Origin of the sequence: Staphylococcus sp. 8AQ, assembly GCF_902506595.1 — a bacterium.
In the GTDB taxonomy this organism is placed as follows: Bacteria; Bacillota; Bacilli; order Staphylococcales; family Staphylococcaceae; genus Staphylococcus; species Staphylococcus pasteuri.
On sequence record NZ_LR733871.1, the window covers coordinates 1,562,383 to 1,579,992 of the forward strand.

Genomic DNA, 17,610 nt, shown 5'->3' on the forward strand with positions numbered 1-17,610 from the left:
TTTGTTACTAACACTTATACACTTATATTAAATGACTACTTGGCTTTTTTAATTATAGAAATAGATGTGCAATTAAAGCTATGATAGGTAAAGTGATAACCGTTCTGATTAAGAAGATAATAAATAATTTCCCTATATTGACCGGTATTTTAGAACCTAGAATAACCCCACCTACTTCAGATAAATAAATCAATTGTGTAATACTCAACGCACCGATAACAAAACGAGTTATTTCGCTGTGTGCACTTTCAATTAAAATTGATGGTAAAAACATGTCAGCAAAACCAATTAATATGGTTTGAGATGCATGTGTCGCCTCGGGAATTTGAAGTAATTGTAAAAATGGAACAAAAGGTTTTCCAATATATTCAAATAGAGGTGTGTAATTAGCTATTATTGTTGCTATTGTTCCTATACTCATAACTACAGGTAAAATAACAAACCACATATCTATAACCGTTTTAAATCCTGATTTAAAAAAGTCTTTTAAACCTGGTGCTTTGATTCCAACTTCAGTTGCCATATCGAAGCCATGACCAATTGCTGTTTTACCTTCTGGCAACTGTTCAGTTCTAGCATCACTTGAAACTTCTTTTGCATATTCATCAGGAATTTTATTTAATGGCCAAATTCTAGGCATAATCATTGCCGCAATTAAACATGATATAATCACGCTTAAATAGAATAAGAAAAATTTATCTTGCATTTTAACTGTGTCAGCTATAATTATCGCAAATGTAATTGAAACAACACTAAATGTCGTGGATATCACAGTTGCTTCTCTTCTAGAGTAAAACCCTTCTTCATATTGACGGCTTGTAATTAATACTCCTACTGTACCATCACCTATAAATGAAGCTAAATTATCTACTGTTGATCTTCCCGGTAATGTGAACAATGGACGCATAATGGGTCTAAATAATGGTCCCAATAGTTCTAGTAATCCATACTCCATTAATAATGGTAAAAATAATGCTGCAAATAAAAACACAGCAACTAATGTAGGTAATAGACTTGAAAATACAAGACCTCCAGTGTCTTCTGAATATATCATCTTAGGACCTATTTTCAAGAAAGTAACCCAGGCAAATATCACTGCTAACAATCTTAAAATCATCCAGCTGATATTAACATTGAATGCATTATACATTAAACCTGTTGGATTCAATTTACTTTTTAAAACTGTAGAACAAAGTAGTGTTAATATTGCTGATAATGTAATAATTGTGACGATAATAATAGGCATAGCATCACCGACAACATCTTTTAACCAATTGGCTAAAAATGCGACAGGTAATGTTGTTTGCTTTTTGCCATCTTGTTCAACTGGTATAGGAATTAAAAATAGTATAATTCCGATAAGCGACATTGTAATAAATTTTATTCTACCTTTAATAATCTCTTGCTTAGTGTGTCCATTCATTTTATGTCATCCATTTCTCTCTATTTATAATTGCAATTTTATGTATTCATCCATTTCAATAAAATTATTGAATGTTTTATTAATATATATACACTTTTATGAATAATTAAGTATTTATAACTATACTCGATTTATGTTCAAAGCGCAATGATATTTCGCTAATTATTATTATTTATCCATTAACAATCAACGTATGATTAACTTCAAATTGAAAATGCACCAAGCAACATCATACGATGCTGCTTGGTGCATCTTATTAATTTATGCTGTACTGTTCGTTCATTATTACATTTTTCTTAATAGGAATAAGAAATATGGCGCACCGATGATTGCGATAATGACACCCACAGGAATATCTAACGGTGGATGTATACCTCTTGCTAAACCATCGCCAAATGTTAATAATATTGCTCCAATAAAACCTGACATAATAACAACATGCATATTTTTATGTCCGACTAGTTGTCTAGCAATATGTGGTGAAATTAAACCTAAGAAGCTAATACCACCCACAACTGCAATAGAAGCTCCTGCTAGCATTACAGATAAAATAAGTAACACCATTTTTAACAGTTTAACTCTTGCACCTAAAGCTAAAGCAACATTATCTCCTAAACCTAAAATATCTAATTGATGACTAAGAATTAGAATAATCGGAAGTGTAATTACAAACCAAGGAACAATAGATAAAAAGTTCGAAATATTATGTCCATATAAACTTCCTGTTAACCATACTAATGCATTATTTGCATCCATAGGATTTCTAATTAATAAAAATTGTACGATAGCTGTACAGATAGCACCAATAGCTAAACCAATTAAAGCTAAGTTAGAACCTTTGACATCAAATTTAGAAATCAAGAATGATAAAATCAAACTAATAATTAATGCACCAAAGAACGATCCGATTGGCAATACTGCTAAGGGTGCTGATGGAAATAGCATAATGATAATAACTGCTGCTAAACTTGCACCTTTAGATATACCTATTACATCAGGAGAAGCAAGAGGGTTTCTAACAACGCCTTGAATTACTGCACCAGATATCGCTAAACTACATCCGATAATCAATCCCAATAAAGTTCTTGGAATTCTATACTCATTCAAAATAAAATTATCTTGTGTAAATATACCTTGTATTGCTTCAATAGGATTAACGATTACTGAACCCACACACAAACTAAATAAAGTACTTAGTATTAATAGTATAAATACAATGCTATATCTAATCATATGCTTCTTTTTTGTCATATGCGTTTCACCCCTCTAACAGTAATTAATAAGAAGTAAAATGCACCAACGAAAGAAGTTACTATACCTACAGGTGACTCAAATGGATAAGTGACTAGTCTTGATAACACATCTGAGAATAATAATAAATCTGCACCAATGATTATAGTGAGCGGAATCATTAAAATATAGTTATTATTGATATAACGTTTTACTATGTGTGGCACAATTAACCCTACAAAACCTATTGGACCAGCAATTGATACTGATAAACCTGCTAATATAACAACTAATAAACCTAATATTAATCTAACGACTTGAATTTTCTGACCTAGTCCTTTAGCAATATCATCACCTAATTCCATGATTGTTAATTGACGTCCCATAAGCATAGTGATAATCATTGCTACAATTAACCATGGTGAAATGACAATAATTTCTGGCCATTTCACGCCAGACAATGAACCTACTAACCAAAACATAACAGATGAGTTTGAATCTTCATTTAATAAGATAACACCTTGTGTCATACTACTAAAAAATAAATGGACTGCCATACCAGCTAGTGCAAGTTTGACTGGTGTCATAGATCTAGTTGAACCTGACAAAGTATACACGGTTAAACCACCTAGAAATGCACCAATCATTGCTAATATCATTGAATAATTTTCAAGAGCTGGCACAAGAACAGTGATTAGTACAATGACAAAAGATGCCCCACCATTAACACCAAATATTTGTGGTGATGCTAAGGGATTTCGAGTTATAGATTGCATTAATAGTCCTGCTAGACCTAAAGCGCCACCTATTAATAATCCTGCTAACATACGAGGCATTCTTGAATTATGTATTAAAAATGTCTGTTCCGTATCCGTATGTCCTGTAATATAATGAACAATATCTTTAAATACTATATGAGAAGAACCAATCGCTAAATTTAAATAAATACAAATAAAAAGAAAGCACACACTCACAATATATGTGAGTGTAGTGCGTTTTCTTTTATTTTGTAATATAGCGGATTGACTACTTTTATGCTTCATAGTCATAATTTTCCACCTTACTTATCTTCTTTATTTTGATCCTTTTTAGAAATTTCTACTAATTCTTTGGCCATTTCTTCAGAAGAAATTAAACCACGCGCTCTTGCCCATAGGTCTCTGTCTACAACACTTACTCGATCATGTTTAACTGCATCTAATTTTTTCCAAACTGGATCTTTTTGCATTTTTTTGAATGTTGGTTCATCTGGACTTGCTTTATCAGTCATAACAAACATACGTCCAGGATTAACATCTAATAATGTTTCAAAACTCATTTCAAGATAAGGTCCTTTTAAGTATTTACTTAAACCTTTAGTTACTTTAGGAGTTAAGGCTTCTTTGAATCCTAATTCTTTTAAGAACTGACCTACATATGATTCACTTGGATGTCCTAAGAAACTTGATTTTGCTGCTACAGCTGGTAATACTTTTTCATCTTTGTTGAATTTAATTTCTTTTTTGTACTTAGCAATTTTCTTGTCATGTTCTTCTAAACGTTTGTCACCTTGTTTTTCTTTACCTAGTGCTTTAGCGATTGTTTTGAAAGCATCTATATTATCATCGTAGTCACCATCAAAGCTTTTCAATTCTATTGTCGGCGCAATTTTACTTAAATCTTTGTAGATACCTTTATGTCTGTTGCTATCTGCAATGATTAAATCTGGTTTTAATTTACTAATTTTTTCTAAGTTAGGTTGTTTACGTGTACCTACTGAAGTATAATTTCCAATTTTATCTCTAAGTGGTTTGATAATACGTTCTTTTTTATTATCATCAGCAATACCCACTGGTTTTACATTCAATGCTGCTAATGCATCAACAAATGAGTATTCAAGTACAACTACTCGTTTAGGATGCTTAGGTACTTTAGTAGTGCCCTCAGCGTGTTTAATTTTCACACCATCTTTAGGTTCTTTACTACTAGAGCTATTTGAACTGTCGTTATTTCCACAGGCAGTAACTAAAATTAAAGCAAATAATATGCCAATTATGCTAAAAATCTTTATTCCCTTCATGATTCCACTCCTTATTGTATGTATATGCTTTCATATAACAGTTTATTGATAACGATTATCATTGTCAACATACTTTTTATAATTTTTGAAATTAATTTGAGTCCTCTGAATACATTTTAAATATATATTACTTTTCGTATTAATAATTAGATGGAATTGGATTTTTTAAGAGAATAAAAAAAGAGTAATCAACACTGTGTGCAAATTTAACCAAGTTTGCATGTGTCGGTACTCTTAATTATTAAAATTTATATTTAATTATGATTTATGCATTGAACATAAAGACTGATTAAAACTTTCTATGAGGGTTTCTACTTTTGAATCTAGTATATAAACTTTTTCAAGATTTTTATTATACATTGAGCGTGATAATGCTTCATAACTTAATTCGAATTGAATCATATCACCTACTTGATAATGATCCTGATTATTTAAATCAATCATTAAATGGTCACTAGACGCACCCATTATATGAATATCATTTGCAATCGGAGTAATGTGAGTCGTATCTGTATCTATATATCCAATATCAACAATAGCTTGTAAATATGATTGATTTGTTATGTGATTTAAACGTGGTTTAATTTCTATAACTTCCGCTTCAAGTACAATGGTATTTTGATATAAATGTGCTACTGGTTTATCTGTAGTAGTATCGACACCTCTAAATAGTGTTTCTCCTATTCGTAATTCATTTATTTTACCTAAATCATTATACATTATTAACGGTAACATACTTGAGTTGCCACCTGAAACGATGGTCATACGGTAACCTAATTCTCGTTCTATAGCACTAACAAATTTATTTATCATAAACACATCATCTTCAATTGGTAATTTTGATTTGAAACACATGAAGTTAAATGACACGCCTACCAATTGAATATGAGATAGTTGTAAAATTTGTTCAATATATTTTACGACATCATAAGTTAATATACCTTCTCTACCATCTTTCCAATCAACCATTAAAATCACTTGATGTTTTATATCTAGTGTTTTAGCAATACGATTGATTTCAAAAATAGTGTTTAATTCAGTTTGTATACTTATTTTTGTACATTGAATCATGTCAGCTAACTTAGATTGTTTTGTGGATCGTAATATAGTATAAGAACAATTAAAATCATTTAATTGACTGATATTTTCTAATCTGGAATCTGCGAAATGTGTGATTCCTAAATCAATTAATTTTTGTACAATTTGTCTATCTCCAGCTATAGATTTAATCACTGGTGTAAAATGTATTTGCTTAGAATCTAAAATTGTTTGAAGTACTTTGGCATTATATTGTATTTTTGATAAATTTATTTTTAAATTTGCCATGTACTACACCTCTTTTTTTATTGGATTGTCCAATTCTGTATTTAAATACTTTTTAACTTTATTTTCCATTCTCATACTTAATAATGCTTTAACTGAAATCGTTGAACCAAATAGTACTTGATATAATGCATGCGCATGATTTTTATTACTATCAATAGCTGATTCTACTTCTTGTTGCACAATCTTAAATAAGTTATTCTCATTAACAAAATCATATTGATTAAAATGATGGATTAATTCAGCCAATTGATTTTGAATCACTGCATGTTGGAATTTAGCTATAACCGCTTCAATATTTTCAGCTATTAAACTTTCATTTGTTATTTCAATGTGCGGTAATTTTTGCTGAAGCGTTTTGATATCTATACGTGATCCACCTAGATCTCTTACTAAAAATGTAATTTGATAGTCAGGCCCAAGATTAACTATTGTATTTTGCATATGAGCTTCTAATGCAATACCGTAATCTTGAATATACGCAATGAGTGGTTTCACTAAAGTACGTGTATATTCACGCATAAAACGTTCAATATTATCTTTAGTAAGTTCATTATCTAGCCATTTAATATAACTATCTACAACCACTTCAAGATCAACTGGATTACGATTAACTAAACTCGCACTGACAATCGTTGAACCTACTTGATTTAATTCTGGTTTTTCTCGAATAATACAAGCGAGTTGTCGAGCTAAATCAGGATCTGTATTAATATATTCTCCAAATGGTTCTGCAGCTACTTTTAACTCAGGATAAATATTCAGCATATCTTGTAATGCATAACTTAATTTCGGACCATCTACAGTTGTTACAGTAGATACAGTTCGTACAGCACTAGTAGCTTGAACATTTACTGGAAGCTTAACATGGAAAGGTCGTTTTAATAATTCCATAGTTCTAAATGATAATGTTGCTTTTGAATCTACTGTAAATGGAGTTGGGATTAATATTTTTTCACTTATCCACGTTTTAAATTTATCTCCAATCACATGGTCATACTGCCAAGGGTGGACAAATATTGCTCTATAGTCATCCACATTCAAATCAAAAGGATTTAAAAAATGTTGTATTTTATCTTTTAATTCTGGGATGACATTATTTATTATAAATTGGTCATCCCCTTCCATGGATGTCGTAACCATTTCCGAAGAAGAAACTAGCATAATATGTAATGGTATAATTTTTTCGAATTCCGGTGAATATCTACGAACCTCATCCTTAGTCAGCGGTAATTTCGTTTTAGTTAGAGGGTGAGTTGGATGTCCTTCAATAACTAAACTTTCTGAATAACTTAAATCATCAGTAGTATCATTAGCATTTAAATGTTGTAACCAAGTAAAAAAGTTTATAGTATCTGGTAACATAGAAAATTTCATACTCTGATGTATAAGTGATTTTCTATTATTGAATTGTTTATATGTTTCGACAAAACTGTCTCTACTATGAATTAATTCTCGGTATAAACGATCAGATATTTTGATATCAAATTGGTCATTTAATATTTTTAGTAGCTGTTCTAGGTTACTAATTTGGATTTTTTGTTCAGCACATTGATATGTAAACTGTCCATCAAATACATATCTTTCCAACATACTTTTTCTTAAAATACGGCCAGTTAATACACGGCCATGATATTGTAACTCAATGTTTTCAAATGATTTATTTATTTTGGCATCTTCTGGACATATCTGTTCTTTGATGATTGCATTCAATATCCGATGCTGAATATTTTCATCCGCAAGTAACCATTCATTGCGCTCCATTATGAAATTCCTCCAATTTTAGTAATTCGTTGCATTAAGTAAAAGATGACTGAAATAGCTACAGTACTAATGCCCATAATTAAAAATGTATTTAATACACCGAATTGATCCGCAAAGAAGCTCATAATTAAACTTCCTAAAGGTATCATGCCGCGATCCATCATAACAATACTTAATACCTTACCCCTTTCGTTATCCTTAACACTATTTTGGAAGTAAACTCTATTGGTTGTTCTTGCCCATTGACTAAACAATCCAATTAACGAAATACAAATAAACATCACAACTAAATTGTGAATAATAATTCCTAATAATGCTAAGCCAAATAGAAAAGAACTCAAATAATACATTTTTACTGCATTAATATGATCAAGTATTTTAGGTAAAATAATAGTGGCAACAATACCGCCTACCGCACAACAAGTCATAGCTATACCAAATATTTCAGATTGACCTGGAAATACATGATTAGTAAGAACAGGTAAAATTGTCGTATAACAAAAACCAGTTGCCATAATTAAAAGAGATGTGATAAAGATTTTACTTGCTTCTAAATTGTGTTTGAAATAATTCATCACTACTTTAAGTGACATCTCTTTATTATTTTTACCTAATTCTGTTGCTTTAATATGAATCGGTATACATAGACCAACTGCTAAGAGATAGCAAAGTGCTTGGGCTAAAAACGTTGTTGGTGCATGATAAGCTGCTAATATAACACCAGCAATTGCAGGACCAATTGAACGGCAAATATTGATAATAAATGAGTGGAATGAGACAGCTTGTGTTGTTGTAATTTTATTAGATAACTCTGGTAAAACGGCTTGTCTAACCGGTGTTTCAACAGCACTTAACATTCCACGTAACGTAGCATATATTAAGATAAAATACACAGGAATATTATCGATGGTATAAGTTAATACACATAATATTGCTGTAACTAAAAATGATGAAGATATTGTAATACGTAATAAATTTCCTTTATCATATTTATCAGCAATAGAACCAGCCCATACACTTAATATCAAAATCGGTACGAGTCGGCAAAAATTAACTAAACCTAAATAAACTGCGTTATGATATGTAGTAAGCACAAACCAGTTGAGACCGATTTGCCCAATCCAATTCCCCAAAAACAGAAGAAATGAACTGGAAAAGAAAAATTTTGCCATAAATTTCACCTGTCTTTTTAATTGATAATAATAATCATTATCATTAATATGGATTATACAAATCTTATTAATTTTTGTAAAATATTTTTTTAGAGGTGAAATATGAATTCAATTAAAAACACAAATAAAAATAATTTATATATGACTAAGGATGAGCAAGATGCATATGATTTCTTAAGTCAATCACATCCAGAATGGGCAAATCATTTTATTAATCAAATTGCTAATGGTCGTGATAAGGTTACACAGCGATTAGTTACATCTATACATAGAGAAAATCTTGTTCATGGTAATGATCATAGTAGAATACTTAATTCTGATAAAATTGAATCCTTACCTTGCGAAACTACTAATGTTTTAGAAATAGAATTTAAGTCTGCACAAAAATTACTATATGCCCCTATTAGTGGTCAGCATGCTTTCAATCGTGTAGATGTGAAAGGTCCATTTTATTATAAATATAATACAGAATCAGATCAGACATTTCATCGCGTAGAACATCCAAATGATATTCTAGATTGGATATTAATTGAAGCACCAGAATTAAATAATGAGGCAAGTAATCAATTTAAAGATGATTTAAATAATAGTGCGGCTAATATGATATTCGCAATGAGCTACCAGTCGTATTCAATGCAAGACGAGTCAAGAACTTTATTCGACATTATAAAAAGTGATGAGGACAGCTATTTACGATCTGAACAAGCTGTTATAGAAGGTCACCCACTACATCCCGGTGCTAAATTGAGAAAAGGTATGAATTCAAATGAAACATTTATGTATTCATCAGAATTCTCACAACCTATTTCACTTAAAGTAATACTCATACATCAACATTTTTGTAATGTTCAATCATTGTCAATGTCATATAACGACACTATTAAGCAATTGTTTCCAAGTATGTATCAAAAACTTCAAGAGGAAATGCAACAACATCATCAGCTTAATATAGATGATTATCAAGTTATGATTGTCCACCCTTGGCAATATGATGAAGTTCTAGACCGAGATTATCACGATGAAATTGCTCAACAAATGATTATCAAATCACAATATACTTTACCTTATTATGCCGGTTTATCATTTAGAACTTTAATGCCTAAAGCGCCTAATAGTGATCCACATATCAAACTATCAACCAATGTTCATATCACAGGCGAGATTCGTACATTGTCTGAACAAACAACACATAACGGTCCTCTTATGACAAAAATTTTAAATCAAATTTTAAATAGTGATGCAACATTCAAACCGTATGATTCATCAATTGTTGATGAAATTGCTAGCATTCACTTTTATAATTCTCATGATCAAGATCCGTTACAAACAGAACGTAGCGAACAACTAGGTACATTATTCAGAACAAATATTAATAGTCAACTTAAAAATGGAATAATATCTATGATTCCATCTAGTTTAGTATCTTATTATCCATACAATACAGAAGCACCAATCGTATCTCTGATAAAGTTATATCAAACTCATTATCAATATACGTCATATGAAAGTGCTGCTCGAGCATGGATGAAAGAATATAGTAAAGCGCTTTTAGGCATTGTAATACCGCTATTAACCAAATATGGAATTGCACTTGAAGCACATTTACAAAATTCAATTGTTCATTTTAATGAAGATGGTTCTTTAAATCACTTATATGTAAGAGATTTTGAAGGATTACGCATTGATGAAGCATATTTAAATGATATGGGATATTCAACAGATGATTTTCATGAAAAATCTCGCATTTTAACTAACTCTAAAACAACTGTATTTAATAAAGCATTCTATTCAACAGTACAAAATCATTTAGGTGAGTTAGTATTAACTGTTGCACAATCATCAAATTCTAATGATTTAGAAGCAAATATTTGGAAAGATATTGCAACTATCATAGAGCAAATTTTAAACGATATTACTCATATTTCAGAAGAAAGAATTTCAGAAATCAAAGACGTTATGTTTGCCAAAACGATTGATTATAAATGTGTTACAACGATGCGCTTAGAAGATGAAGCACATGAATATACTTATATTAAAGTGAACAATCCATTACATGTTTAATGTATAGAATTTATAACAGTTGTCAGGTTGTCATTAATAAATTATATAACAAATTAAAAAATCCGAGAGACACTCATATGAAGGTCTCTCGGATTCTTTTATTTAATGATTGTTCAACCAACTAACTTGAATGACAGATTATTGTAAACCTTGTCTGTCGTTATTGTTGTTGTTTTGGTTGTTATCTTTTTCATGTTTTTGTTGCCATTCTTTTTTAGTCATTACATCGTCAACTTGCATGTTAACTTCTACAACTTCTAAACCAGTAATATATTTAACTTGTTCTTTAACTAAGTCTGTTACTTTACGGAAGATTTTAGGTGCTGATTCACCATATTCTAAAATTACTTTTAAGTCGATTGCAGCTTGTTTTTCGCCAACTTCAACAGAAACACCTGTTGTAACGTTATTACCACTTGAGAAAGCGTTAGTAAAGCTATCAGTGAATCCGCCTTTCATGTCTAAGATACCTTTAACTTCACGAGCTGCGATACCAGCGATTTTTTCAACAACTTCATCAGAGAAAGTTAATTTATTTTCAAATTGTGGTTGTTGATTTTCTTGTTGTTGTTTTTGTTGTTCTTGTTTTTCTTTTTCGTTAACACCTGTTTGGTTATCGTATGCTTGTTTTGCTTTATTGTTATCTACTGCCATTTTGCATTCTCCTTTATCAATAAAATGTTTAATTGTTAGTTTTATAAAAAGTTAATATGAATATCTTAAATGTCTAGAGTTACGTTAACTCCATCTATTTAGAAAATTCAAAAAGTCTTGTGTACGGTCTTTAATATACCCAATACCAATTCCTATTAAACATAAAACAATTATTAAGATTGTTTTCCAAAAACCTAAAGTTAGGAATAATATAGCTATAAGTAAAAATGCTAAAAATCCAATGATTCTCCATTTAAAAGTTTTCAATATGTTAATAAGTTGTTGCGTAGAGTCTTGTCCATTTTGGTTATTATTGTTAGCCATGATATCCCTCCCTTACAACACTCTTGGACCAGAAGTTTTCTGATCTTTGACGTTTACTTCTAATTTTCTTACTGGCATTTCAGTAAAGTGTTCAACATTCTGTTTAATATCTGAACGAATACTTTCTGTTAAAGATGTAGCTTGTACATTGTTTGGTACAAAGAAATCTGCTTTTATATCAATAAATGATTTCTTTTTCTTATTGTACATTTTTGAGACAACATTAGGTTGTCTAACTTGATCGTATTTTGCAATAGTATCGTAAACAGTTTTTTCAACAGCTTTTCTTGATACATATACATGTCCATCATCAAATTCTTTATACAATCCAGGTTTTCGATACGTAGGTTTGAATATGCTTAATACTAATATTAAACCGATTAATATTAATAATCCTGCTAGCCCAATCAATAGTGGTTGGAACCAATTGAATTGTAAGAAGTAGTCTTGGTATTGAGAAATACGACTGTCTTTAACATACATAAACAATAAGAAACCAACAATGACTACGATAAGTAAGCCAAGGATAAAGTTTTTAAGTCTTTTCACCTCGTATGACACCTCCTCAATTAATATTTTACTTTTTAGTATCACACAAAATGAGTACCCTATCATAAATAAAGTAAAACCAATAATTTAAAACTAATTTATCAGTTTTAATATTTAATTAAGTACTACTTATATGCTTTATTCCCAATTAATTGTTATTGAAAACGTTTATTTCAAAAAATCTTAAAATATTTTTTATCTTTAGTATTATTAATTACTAATAGAACAAATACGTTTTACTATTATTTCATAATATAATCTTTAAACCATATATTAACTAAAGAAGTCGATTGAATACTCGTGATATTCAATCGACTTTCCTTTAGTCAACTTATTTTTATTCAATTTAAATATTAATGACTAACTTACCTATCATTGATTGACTCTCTAATATTTGATGCGCTTTATATAAATTATCTTCAGTTAGACCATTTAATACTTGTGTCGTAGTTGGTTGATAATGTCCCTGTTCTACTTTAATAGCTATATCTTTTAAATATTCATGATGTTTAATCATGTCGTTTGTTTGATGAATAGGTCTAGCAAACATAAATTCATGTGAGAACGTAATGCTTTTAGGCTTAAGTAAGTTTAAATCTTGTTTATCATTAAAGGCTACTATAGTTGCAATATGACCTCGTGGTTTAATCATATCAATCATTTTTTCATAATACATATCAGTATTAAATGTACAGAAGATATAATCTACTTCATTAATATCATGTTCTATGAGTTGTTGTTTTAAATCTTCTTTATGATTTAAAACAATATCAGCGCCCAAATCATAACACCATTTTTGGGTTTCTTCTCTAGATGCAGTTGTTATCACATGTAATCCATAATATTTAGCTATTTGTATAGTGATACTTCCAACTCCACCTGCAGCATTAATAATCAATAAAGACTTACCTTTATTATCGTCTGGATTATATGAGATATTAAAGCAGTCGAATAATGTTTCTGATGCAGTGAGCCCTGTTAAAGGCAAACTCGCTGATTGTTCAGCTGAAATATTATTAGGTGCGTGTGCAACTAAGTTTTCTTGTATCAATTGATATTCAGCATTAGAACCATGTTGATTCGGTGAACCAGAATACATCACAGTGTCTCCTACTTTGAACATTGTGACCTCATTTCCAACAGCTTCAACAGTGCCAACTGCATCAAAGCCTAGTATTCTTGGTGATTGTTCGACAGGCAACAGTCTTTGTTTCGTATCAACTGGGTTGACACTTATACTTTGTACTTTCACTAAAATATCATGTCCTGAAGGTGAGGGTGTATTCAACTGAAAAGTTTTAAACTGATTACCTTGATCTAAAGTAAATGGGTTTTCAAATCCTATTGCTTTCATATTAAGCCACCTCTATCAATATTTATAAATAAATATGAGCTTTGTTTTCTTTTAATTTTAAAGAATTTATTCAACATCTGCTACTTTAATTACTTGCTTACCGAAGTTATCTCCAGTAAATAAGTTTCTGAAAGCATTAGGAACTTTATCAAAACCTTCTTCAACTGATGTTTGTGTTTTAATTTTACCTTGTTGTACCCACTCAGCTAATTGTTCACTTGCGTTTTTGAAATCATCGGCAAATTCGGCTACTAAGAATCCTCTCATCATAGCTTGTTTTTTCACTAATGTTCCTTGAATTCTTGGTCCAATGTCTTCTTCAGGGTGATTATATGCAGAAATAGAACCGCATACAGGTATACGCGCATGACGATTTAAATGCTTGAATACTTCATCACTAATTTGGCCACCAACATTTTCATAATATACATCAACGCCATCAGGTAATGCTTGTTCTAGATTACTTGAAAATTGATTGTCTTTATAATCAACACCTGCATCAAACCCTAATGTGTCTGTTAGGTAAGATACTTTTTCTGGTCCACCAGCAATACCAACAACACGACATCCTTTAATTTTAGCAATTTGACCTACAACAGAACCGACCGCTCCAGATGCCGCTGATACAACAACAGTTTCACCTTCTTGAGGACGACCAATATCTAATAATCCATGATAACCAGTCTGTCCTGGCATACCTAGTACACTTAAATATAATTCTAACGGTACCTCAGTAGATGGTACAACTCGTACTTTATCACTAGTTACAGTATTATATTTTTTCCATGGTAATACGCCGGTAACAATATCACCTTGTTTAAATCCATCTACTTGTGATGCAGTTACTTGTGCTACAACGTGACTTTCTATAGTTTGTCCTATTTCAAATGGTTGAACATAAGAATCTCCTTTAGACATTCTTCCACGCATATATGGATCCACTGAAATATATAATGTTTTTAGTTGTACTTCACCATTTTTAGGCTCAGTAATATCTATGTCTTCATATTTGAATGTATCATCTTGTGGCATACCTTCAGGGTATTTATTAAAAATAATTTGTTTATTATCCATGAAATCATCCTTTTTAATTATTGATAATATTTAAATACCTCAATTCAAGATGTCTAAATCATGCCAACTTAATTGTATAAGAAAATAAAATTTTAAATTAAGAATGAATCGTGTTACTGATTTCTTAAAAAATATAAAAAAGTACAATCTCTAGCTGTTTTTGACTTAACCGTTTAATTCTAACAATTAAGTACGAATTCATATCAGTTAGAAACTGTACCTTTTTTTATTTAGCCCATAAAAATTCTACGATTTCATCGGCAACTTTTTTATTTTCGTGTAATTGACTATGTTGAGCAGATTTACCTGTATATTTAGATTCTTTATAACTTTTAACACTATTACCAATTAAGTATTGAAGTGACTTTGATGAACTATTAGAGACACGTCCATCCGAATGTGTGCCGTCTTTTAAATCTCCATATATATTCAATACCTTGATATCTTTATTTTTATAAATATTTTTCAGCGGTAATAATTCTTTAAAATTATCAGTCATTTTGTTTGGCTTACCTTTTTTATCAACACTAATTTCATTTACTTTTTCATTTAGATTTAATACGCCGTTAAAAGTACCTGCTATATTAACCTCTTTATTTAATTGTGGTAACTTTTTATCTGTACCATACATTTTCATGAAATATGCAAAGGATAAGTTGCCCATTGAATGACCTACGAAATTGTATTTCTTTATTTCATATTTTGTTTTTAACTGGGATAAAACATTTTTAATATTTTTTGCGTTTTGTGATGTGTCCCCATTTTTATTATCTTCCAATTCTATTTTAATAATAGGGTTTATAGCTTTTGACTTCATATGTCCTTTGAAGTTAACTTCACCATTGCTATCTACCTTAGCTGTAATTACATTTTGGGTTACACCCTGTTGAGTTGCTTGTTTTACCATAAACGTTTCAGACTTTTCGCTTCCACCATATCCATGTAAAAAGATAGTAGCCGTATGACTTTTTATAAAACGTTGATCGTTTACTTTAGTAGAATGATGTTGACGTGTAATCATCACTGTAGCAATTGCAATGAATGCGATGATTAAAATACTTATAATTAATAGCCATTTTGCTTTCATTAGATTACCTCTTCTATTTTATATATTCTATTAGTATATAGTATTTTTACAACCACCGCACATAAAAACAAGGCGCATTATTTTAAATACACCTTGTTTTATAAGTTATTTTATTTCTCTTGTTTCAGCTACTTGTTTATACCAATATGCGCTTTTCTTCGGATAACGTTCTTGTGTATCAAAATCTACATAGAATAATCCATATCGTTTTTCATAACCATTTGACCATGAGAATACATCCATTAATGACCATAAGAAATAACCTTTTACATTAGCGCCATCTTTAATTGCATCAGCAATAACATTTAAATGTTGCTTAATGTAGTCAATTCTAGCATCGTCATGAACTGTTTTTTCAGATTCAATAAATTCATCTTTATAGCCTAATCCATTTTCAGTGATATAGATTTTATGATAATTCGGATAATCTTTTACAACTCTCATAATTTGATCATATAAACCTTGAGGATAAATCATCCAATCCCAGTCCGTTCTAGGTACATCGACATCAAATTCTCTTTGGCCAACACCTTTTAATTGGTACTTTGATCCACCTTTATCTCCAGTTGAATTATGTGTGATGAGACATTCACCATCATATGCTTTCATCCAATCGCTCATGTAGTAATTGATACCTAAAAAGTCATTTAAATCTTTAGCAGCGTCTAAAATTTGATAGTCTTCTTCTTTAATATCTAATTTACCACCATTAACAGCTAAAATATGTTGAACACCTTCCATAGTTTCTCTTGAATATTTACCTAAGTATGTTGCATCTAAAATAAATTTATTGTGAATGATGTCTTCTAATTCTGCTGCTCTAACGTCTTCTGGGTTGTTAGGATTTAATGGATATTTAGTCGGCAATGCATGTACAACACCAATTTCTCCTTTATAACCACCATCTTTAAATAACTTTACTGCTTTAGCATGTGCAACCATCATATTATGATGTGATTGAAATACTTTTCCGAAATCGTATGTAATTCCTGGTGGAAATTTTCCAACTAAGTATTGTCCATCACCAATAGGTCCAATTTCATTAAAAGTAGTCCAGTATTTTACTTCTGGAAACTCTTTGAAACAATATTCAGCATAATCTACAAAATATTCAATGGTTTTACGGTTTAAAAAATCACCATCTTTATGCAATACTTCTGGCGTATCAAAATGATGTAACGTAACAAATGGCTCTACATGACGTTTATGGCATTCTTTGAATAAATTATGATAGTATTCTACTCCTTTTGGATTAACTTTCCCAAATCCTTTAGGAAAAATTCTTGACCATGCAATTGATATACGGATACCATTAACACCAAATTTTTCACTTAATTCTAAATCAATTGGGTATCGATTATAAAAATCACTTGCTGGTTCAGCAGTATACCAGTAATTTTCTTCTAGATAAGTATCCCATGCAACACGTCCTTTACCATCAGTTTGAGTTGCTCCTTCTGCTTGATATGCGGCAGTCGCTCCACCAAAAATAAAATCTTCAGGTAATTGTTTAGTCATTATGAAAAACGCTCCTAT

Annotated in this window: 15 protein-coding genes; 1 reads left to right on the forward strand and 14 read right to left on the reverse strand. The window is 30.5% G+C overall.

The window, feature by feature from the left end; all coding sequences use genetic code 11:
- Positions 1-52 precede the first annotated feature (52 nt).
- The 7 genes from GVY01_RS07780 to GVY01_RS07810 form a co-directional block, all read right to left on the reverse strand.
- Entirely contained in the window at positions 53-1,423 is a 1,371-nt protein-coding gene (locus GVY01_RS07780) for a YjiH family protein (RefSeq protein WP_017638490.1), read from the reverse strand.
- Positions 1,424-1,708: 285 nt separating this feature from the next.
- A complete protein-coding gene (locus tag GVY01_RS07785) occupies positions 1,709-2,674 on the reverse strand; it encodes a FecCD family ABC transporter permease (RefSeq protein WP_017638489.1) in 966 nt (321 codons plus the stop codon).
- Positions 2,671-3,702: a FecCD family ABC transporter permease gene (locus GVY01_RS07790; RefSeq protein ID WP_159333702.1), complete on the reverse strand. Its 1,032-nt coding sequence runs from the start codon at positions 3,700-3,702 to the stop codon at positions 2,671-2,673. Before GVY01_RS07790 ends, GVY01_RS07785 begins: the two co-directional genes overlap by 4 nt.
- A gap of 11 nt (positions 3,703-3,713) precedes the next feature.
- Positions 3,714-4,712: an ABC transporter substrate-binding protein gene (locus GVY01_RS07795; RefSeq protein WP_017638487.1), complete on the reverse strand. Its 999-nt coding sequence runs from the start codon at positions 4,710-4,712 to the stop codon at positions 3,714-3,716.
- Positions 4,713-4,970: 258 nt separating this feature from the next.
- Positions 4,971-6,038, reverse strand: a complete 1,068-nt coding sequence (locus GVY01_RS07800; protein WP_017638486.1) for an alanine/ornithine racemase family PLP-dependent enzyme — start codon at positions 6,036-6,038, stop codon at positions 4,971-4,973.
- A 3-nt stretch (positions 6,039-6,041) separates the two neighbouring features.
- Positions 6,042-7,799: an IucA/IucC family protein gene (locus GVY01_RS07805; protein WP_017638485.1), complete on the reverse strand. Its 1,758-nt coding sequence runs from the start codon at positions 7,797-7,799 to the stop codon at positions 6,042-6,044.
- Complete coding sequence (locus GVY01_RS07810; protein ID WP_108017163.1) at positions 7,799-8,971, reverse strand: MFS transporter; 1,173 nt, start codon at positions 8,969-8,971, stop codon at positions 7,799-7,801. Before GVY01_RS07810 ends, GVY01_RS07805 begins: the two co-directional genes overlap by 1 nt.
- A 102-nt stretch (positions 8,972-9,073) precedes the next feature.
- Between GVY01_RS07810 and GVY01_RS07815 the strand changes: the two genes are divergently transcribed.
- Positions 9,074-11,032 carry an IucA/IucC family protein gene (locus tag GVY01_RS07815; RefSeq protein WP_017638483.1) on the forward strand — a complete coding sequence of 653 codons (1,959 nt, stop codon included), beginning with the start codon at positions 9,074-9,076 and terminating at the stop codon, positions 11,030-11,032.
- 138 nt (positions 11,033-11,170) lie between these two features.
- On the opposite strand, the gene GVY01_RS07820 is transcribed toward GVY01_RS07815, so the two are convergent.
- The 7 genes from GVY01_RS07820 to lacG form a co-directional block, all read right to left on the reverse strand.
- Positions 11,171-11,686, reverse strand: coding sequence for an Asp23/Gls24 family envelope stress response protein (locus tag GVY01_RS07820; RefSeq protein WP_017638482.1), 516 nt, complete (start codon positions 11,684-11,686; stop codon positions 11,171-11,173).
- A gap of 84 nt (positions 11,687-11,770) precedes the next feature.
- The gene (locus GVY01_RS07825) at positions 11,771-12,010 is read right to left on the reverse strand and encodes a DUF2273 domain-containing protein (RefSeq protein WP_002450482.1); all 240 of its coding nucleotides are present in this window, start codon (positions 12,008-12,010) and stop codon (positions 11,771-11,773) included.
- A gap of 12 nt (positions 12,011-12,022) precedes the next feature.
- Positions 12,023-12,559: an alkaline shock response membrane anchor protein AmaP gene (gene amaP / locus GVY01_RS07830; protein WP_017638481.1), complete on the reverse strand. Its 537-nt coding sequence runs from the start codon at positions 12,557-12,559 to the stop codon at positions 12,023-12,025.
- 346 nt (positions 12,560-12,905) lie between these two features.
- Positions 12,906-13,913: a zinc-binding alcohol dehydrogenase family protein gene (locus tag GVY01_RS07835; RefSeq protein ID WP_017638480.1), complete on the reverse strand. Its 1,008-nt coding sequence runs from the start codon at positions 13,911-13,913 to the stop codon at positions 12,906-12,908.
- Positions 13,914-13,979: 66 nt separating this feature from the next.
- The gene (locus GVY01_RS07840; RefSeq protein ID WP_017638479.1) at positions 13,980-14,987 is read right to left on the reverse strand and encodes an NADP-dependent oxidoreductase; all 1,008 of its coding nucleotides are present in this window, start codon (positions 14,985-14,987) and stop codon (positions 13,980-13,982) included.
- A gap of 226 nt (positions 14,988-15,213) precedes the next feature.
- The gene (locus GVY01_RS07845) at positions 15,214-16,074 is read right to left on the reverse strand and encodes an alpha/beta hydrolase (protein ID WP_108016865.1); all 861 of its coding nucleotides are present in this window, start codon (positions 16,072-16,074) and stop codon (positions 15,214-15,216) included.
- Between the two features lie 105 nt (positions 16,075-16,179).
- Positions 16,180-17,592, reverse strand: a complete 1,413-nt coding sequence (lacG, locus tag GVY01_RS07850) for a 6-phospho-beta-galactosidase (RefSeq protein WP_046467169.1) — start codon at positions 17,590-17,592, stop codon at positions 16,180-16,182.
- Positions 17,593-17,610: the final 18 nt, after the last annotated feature.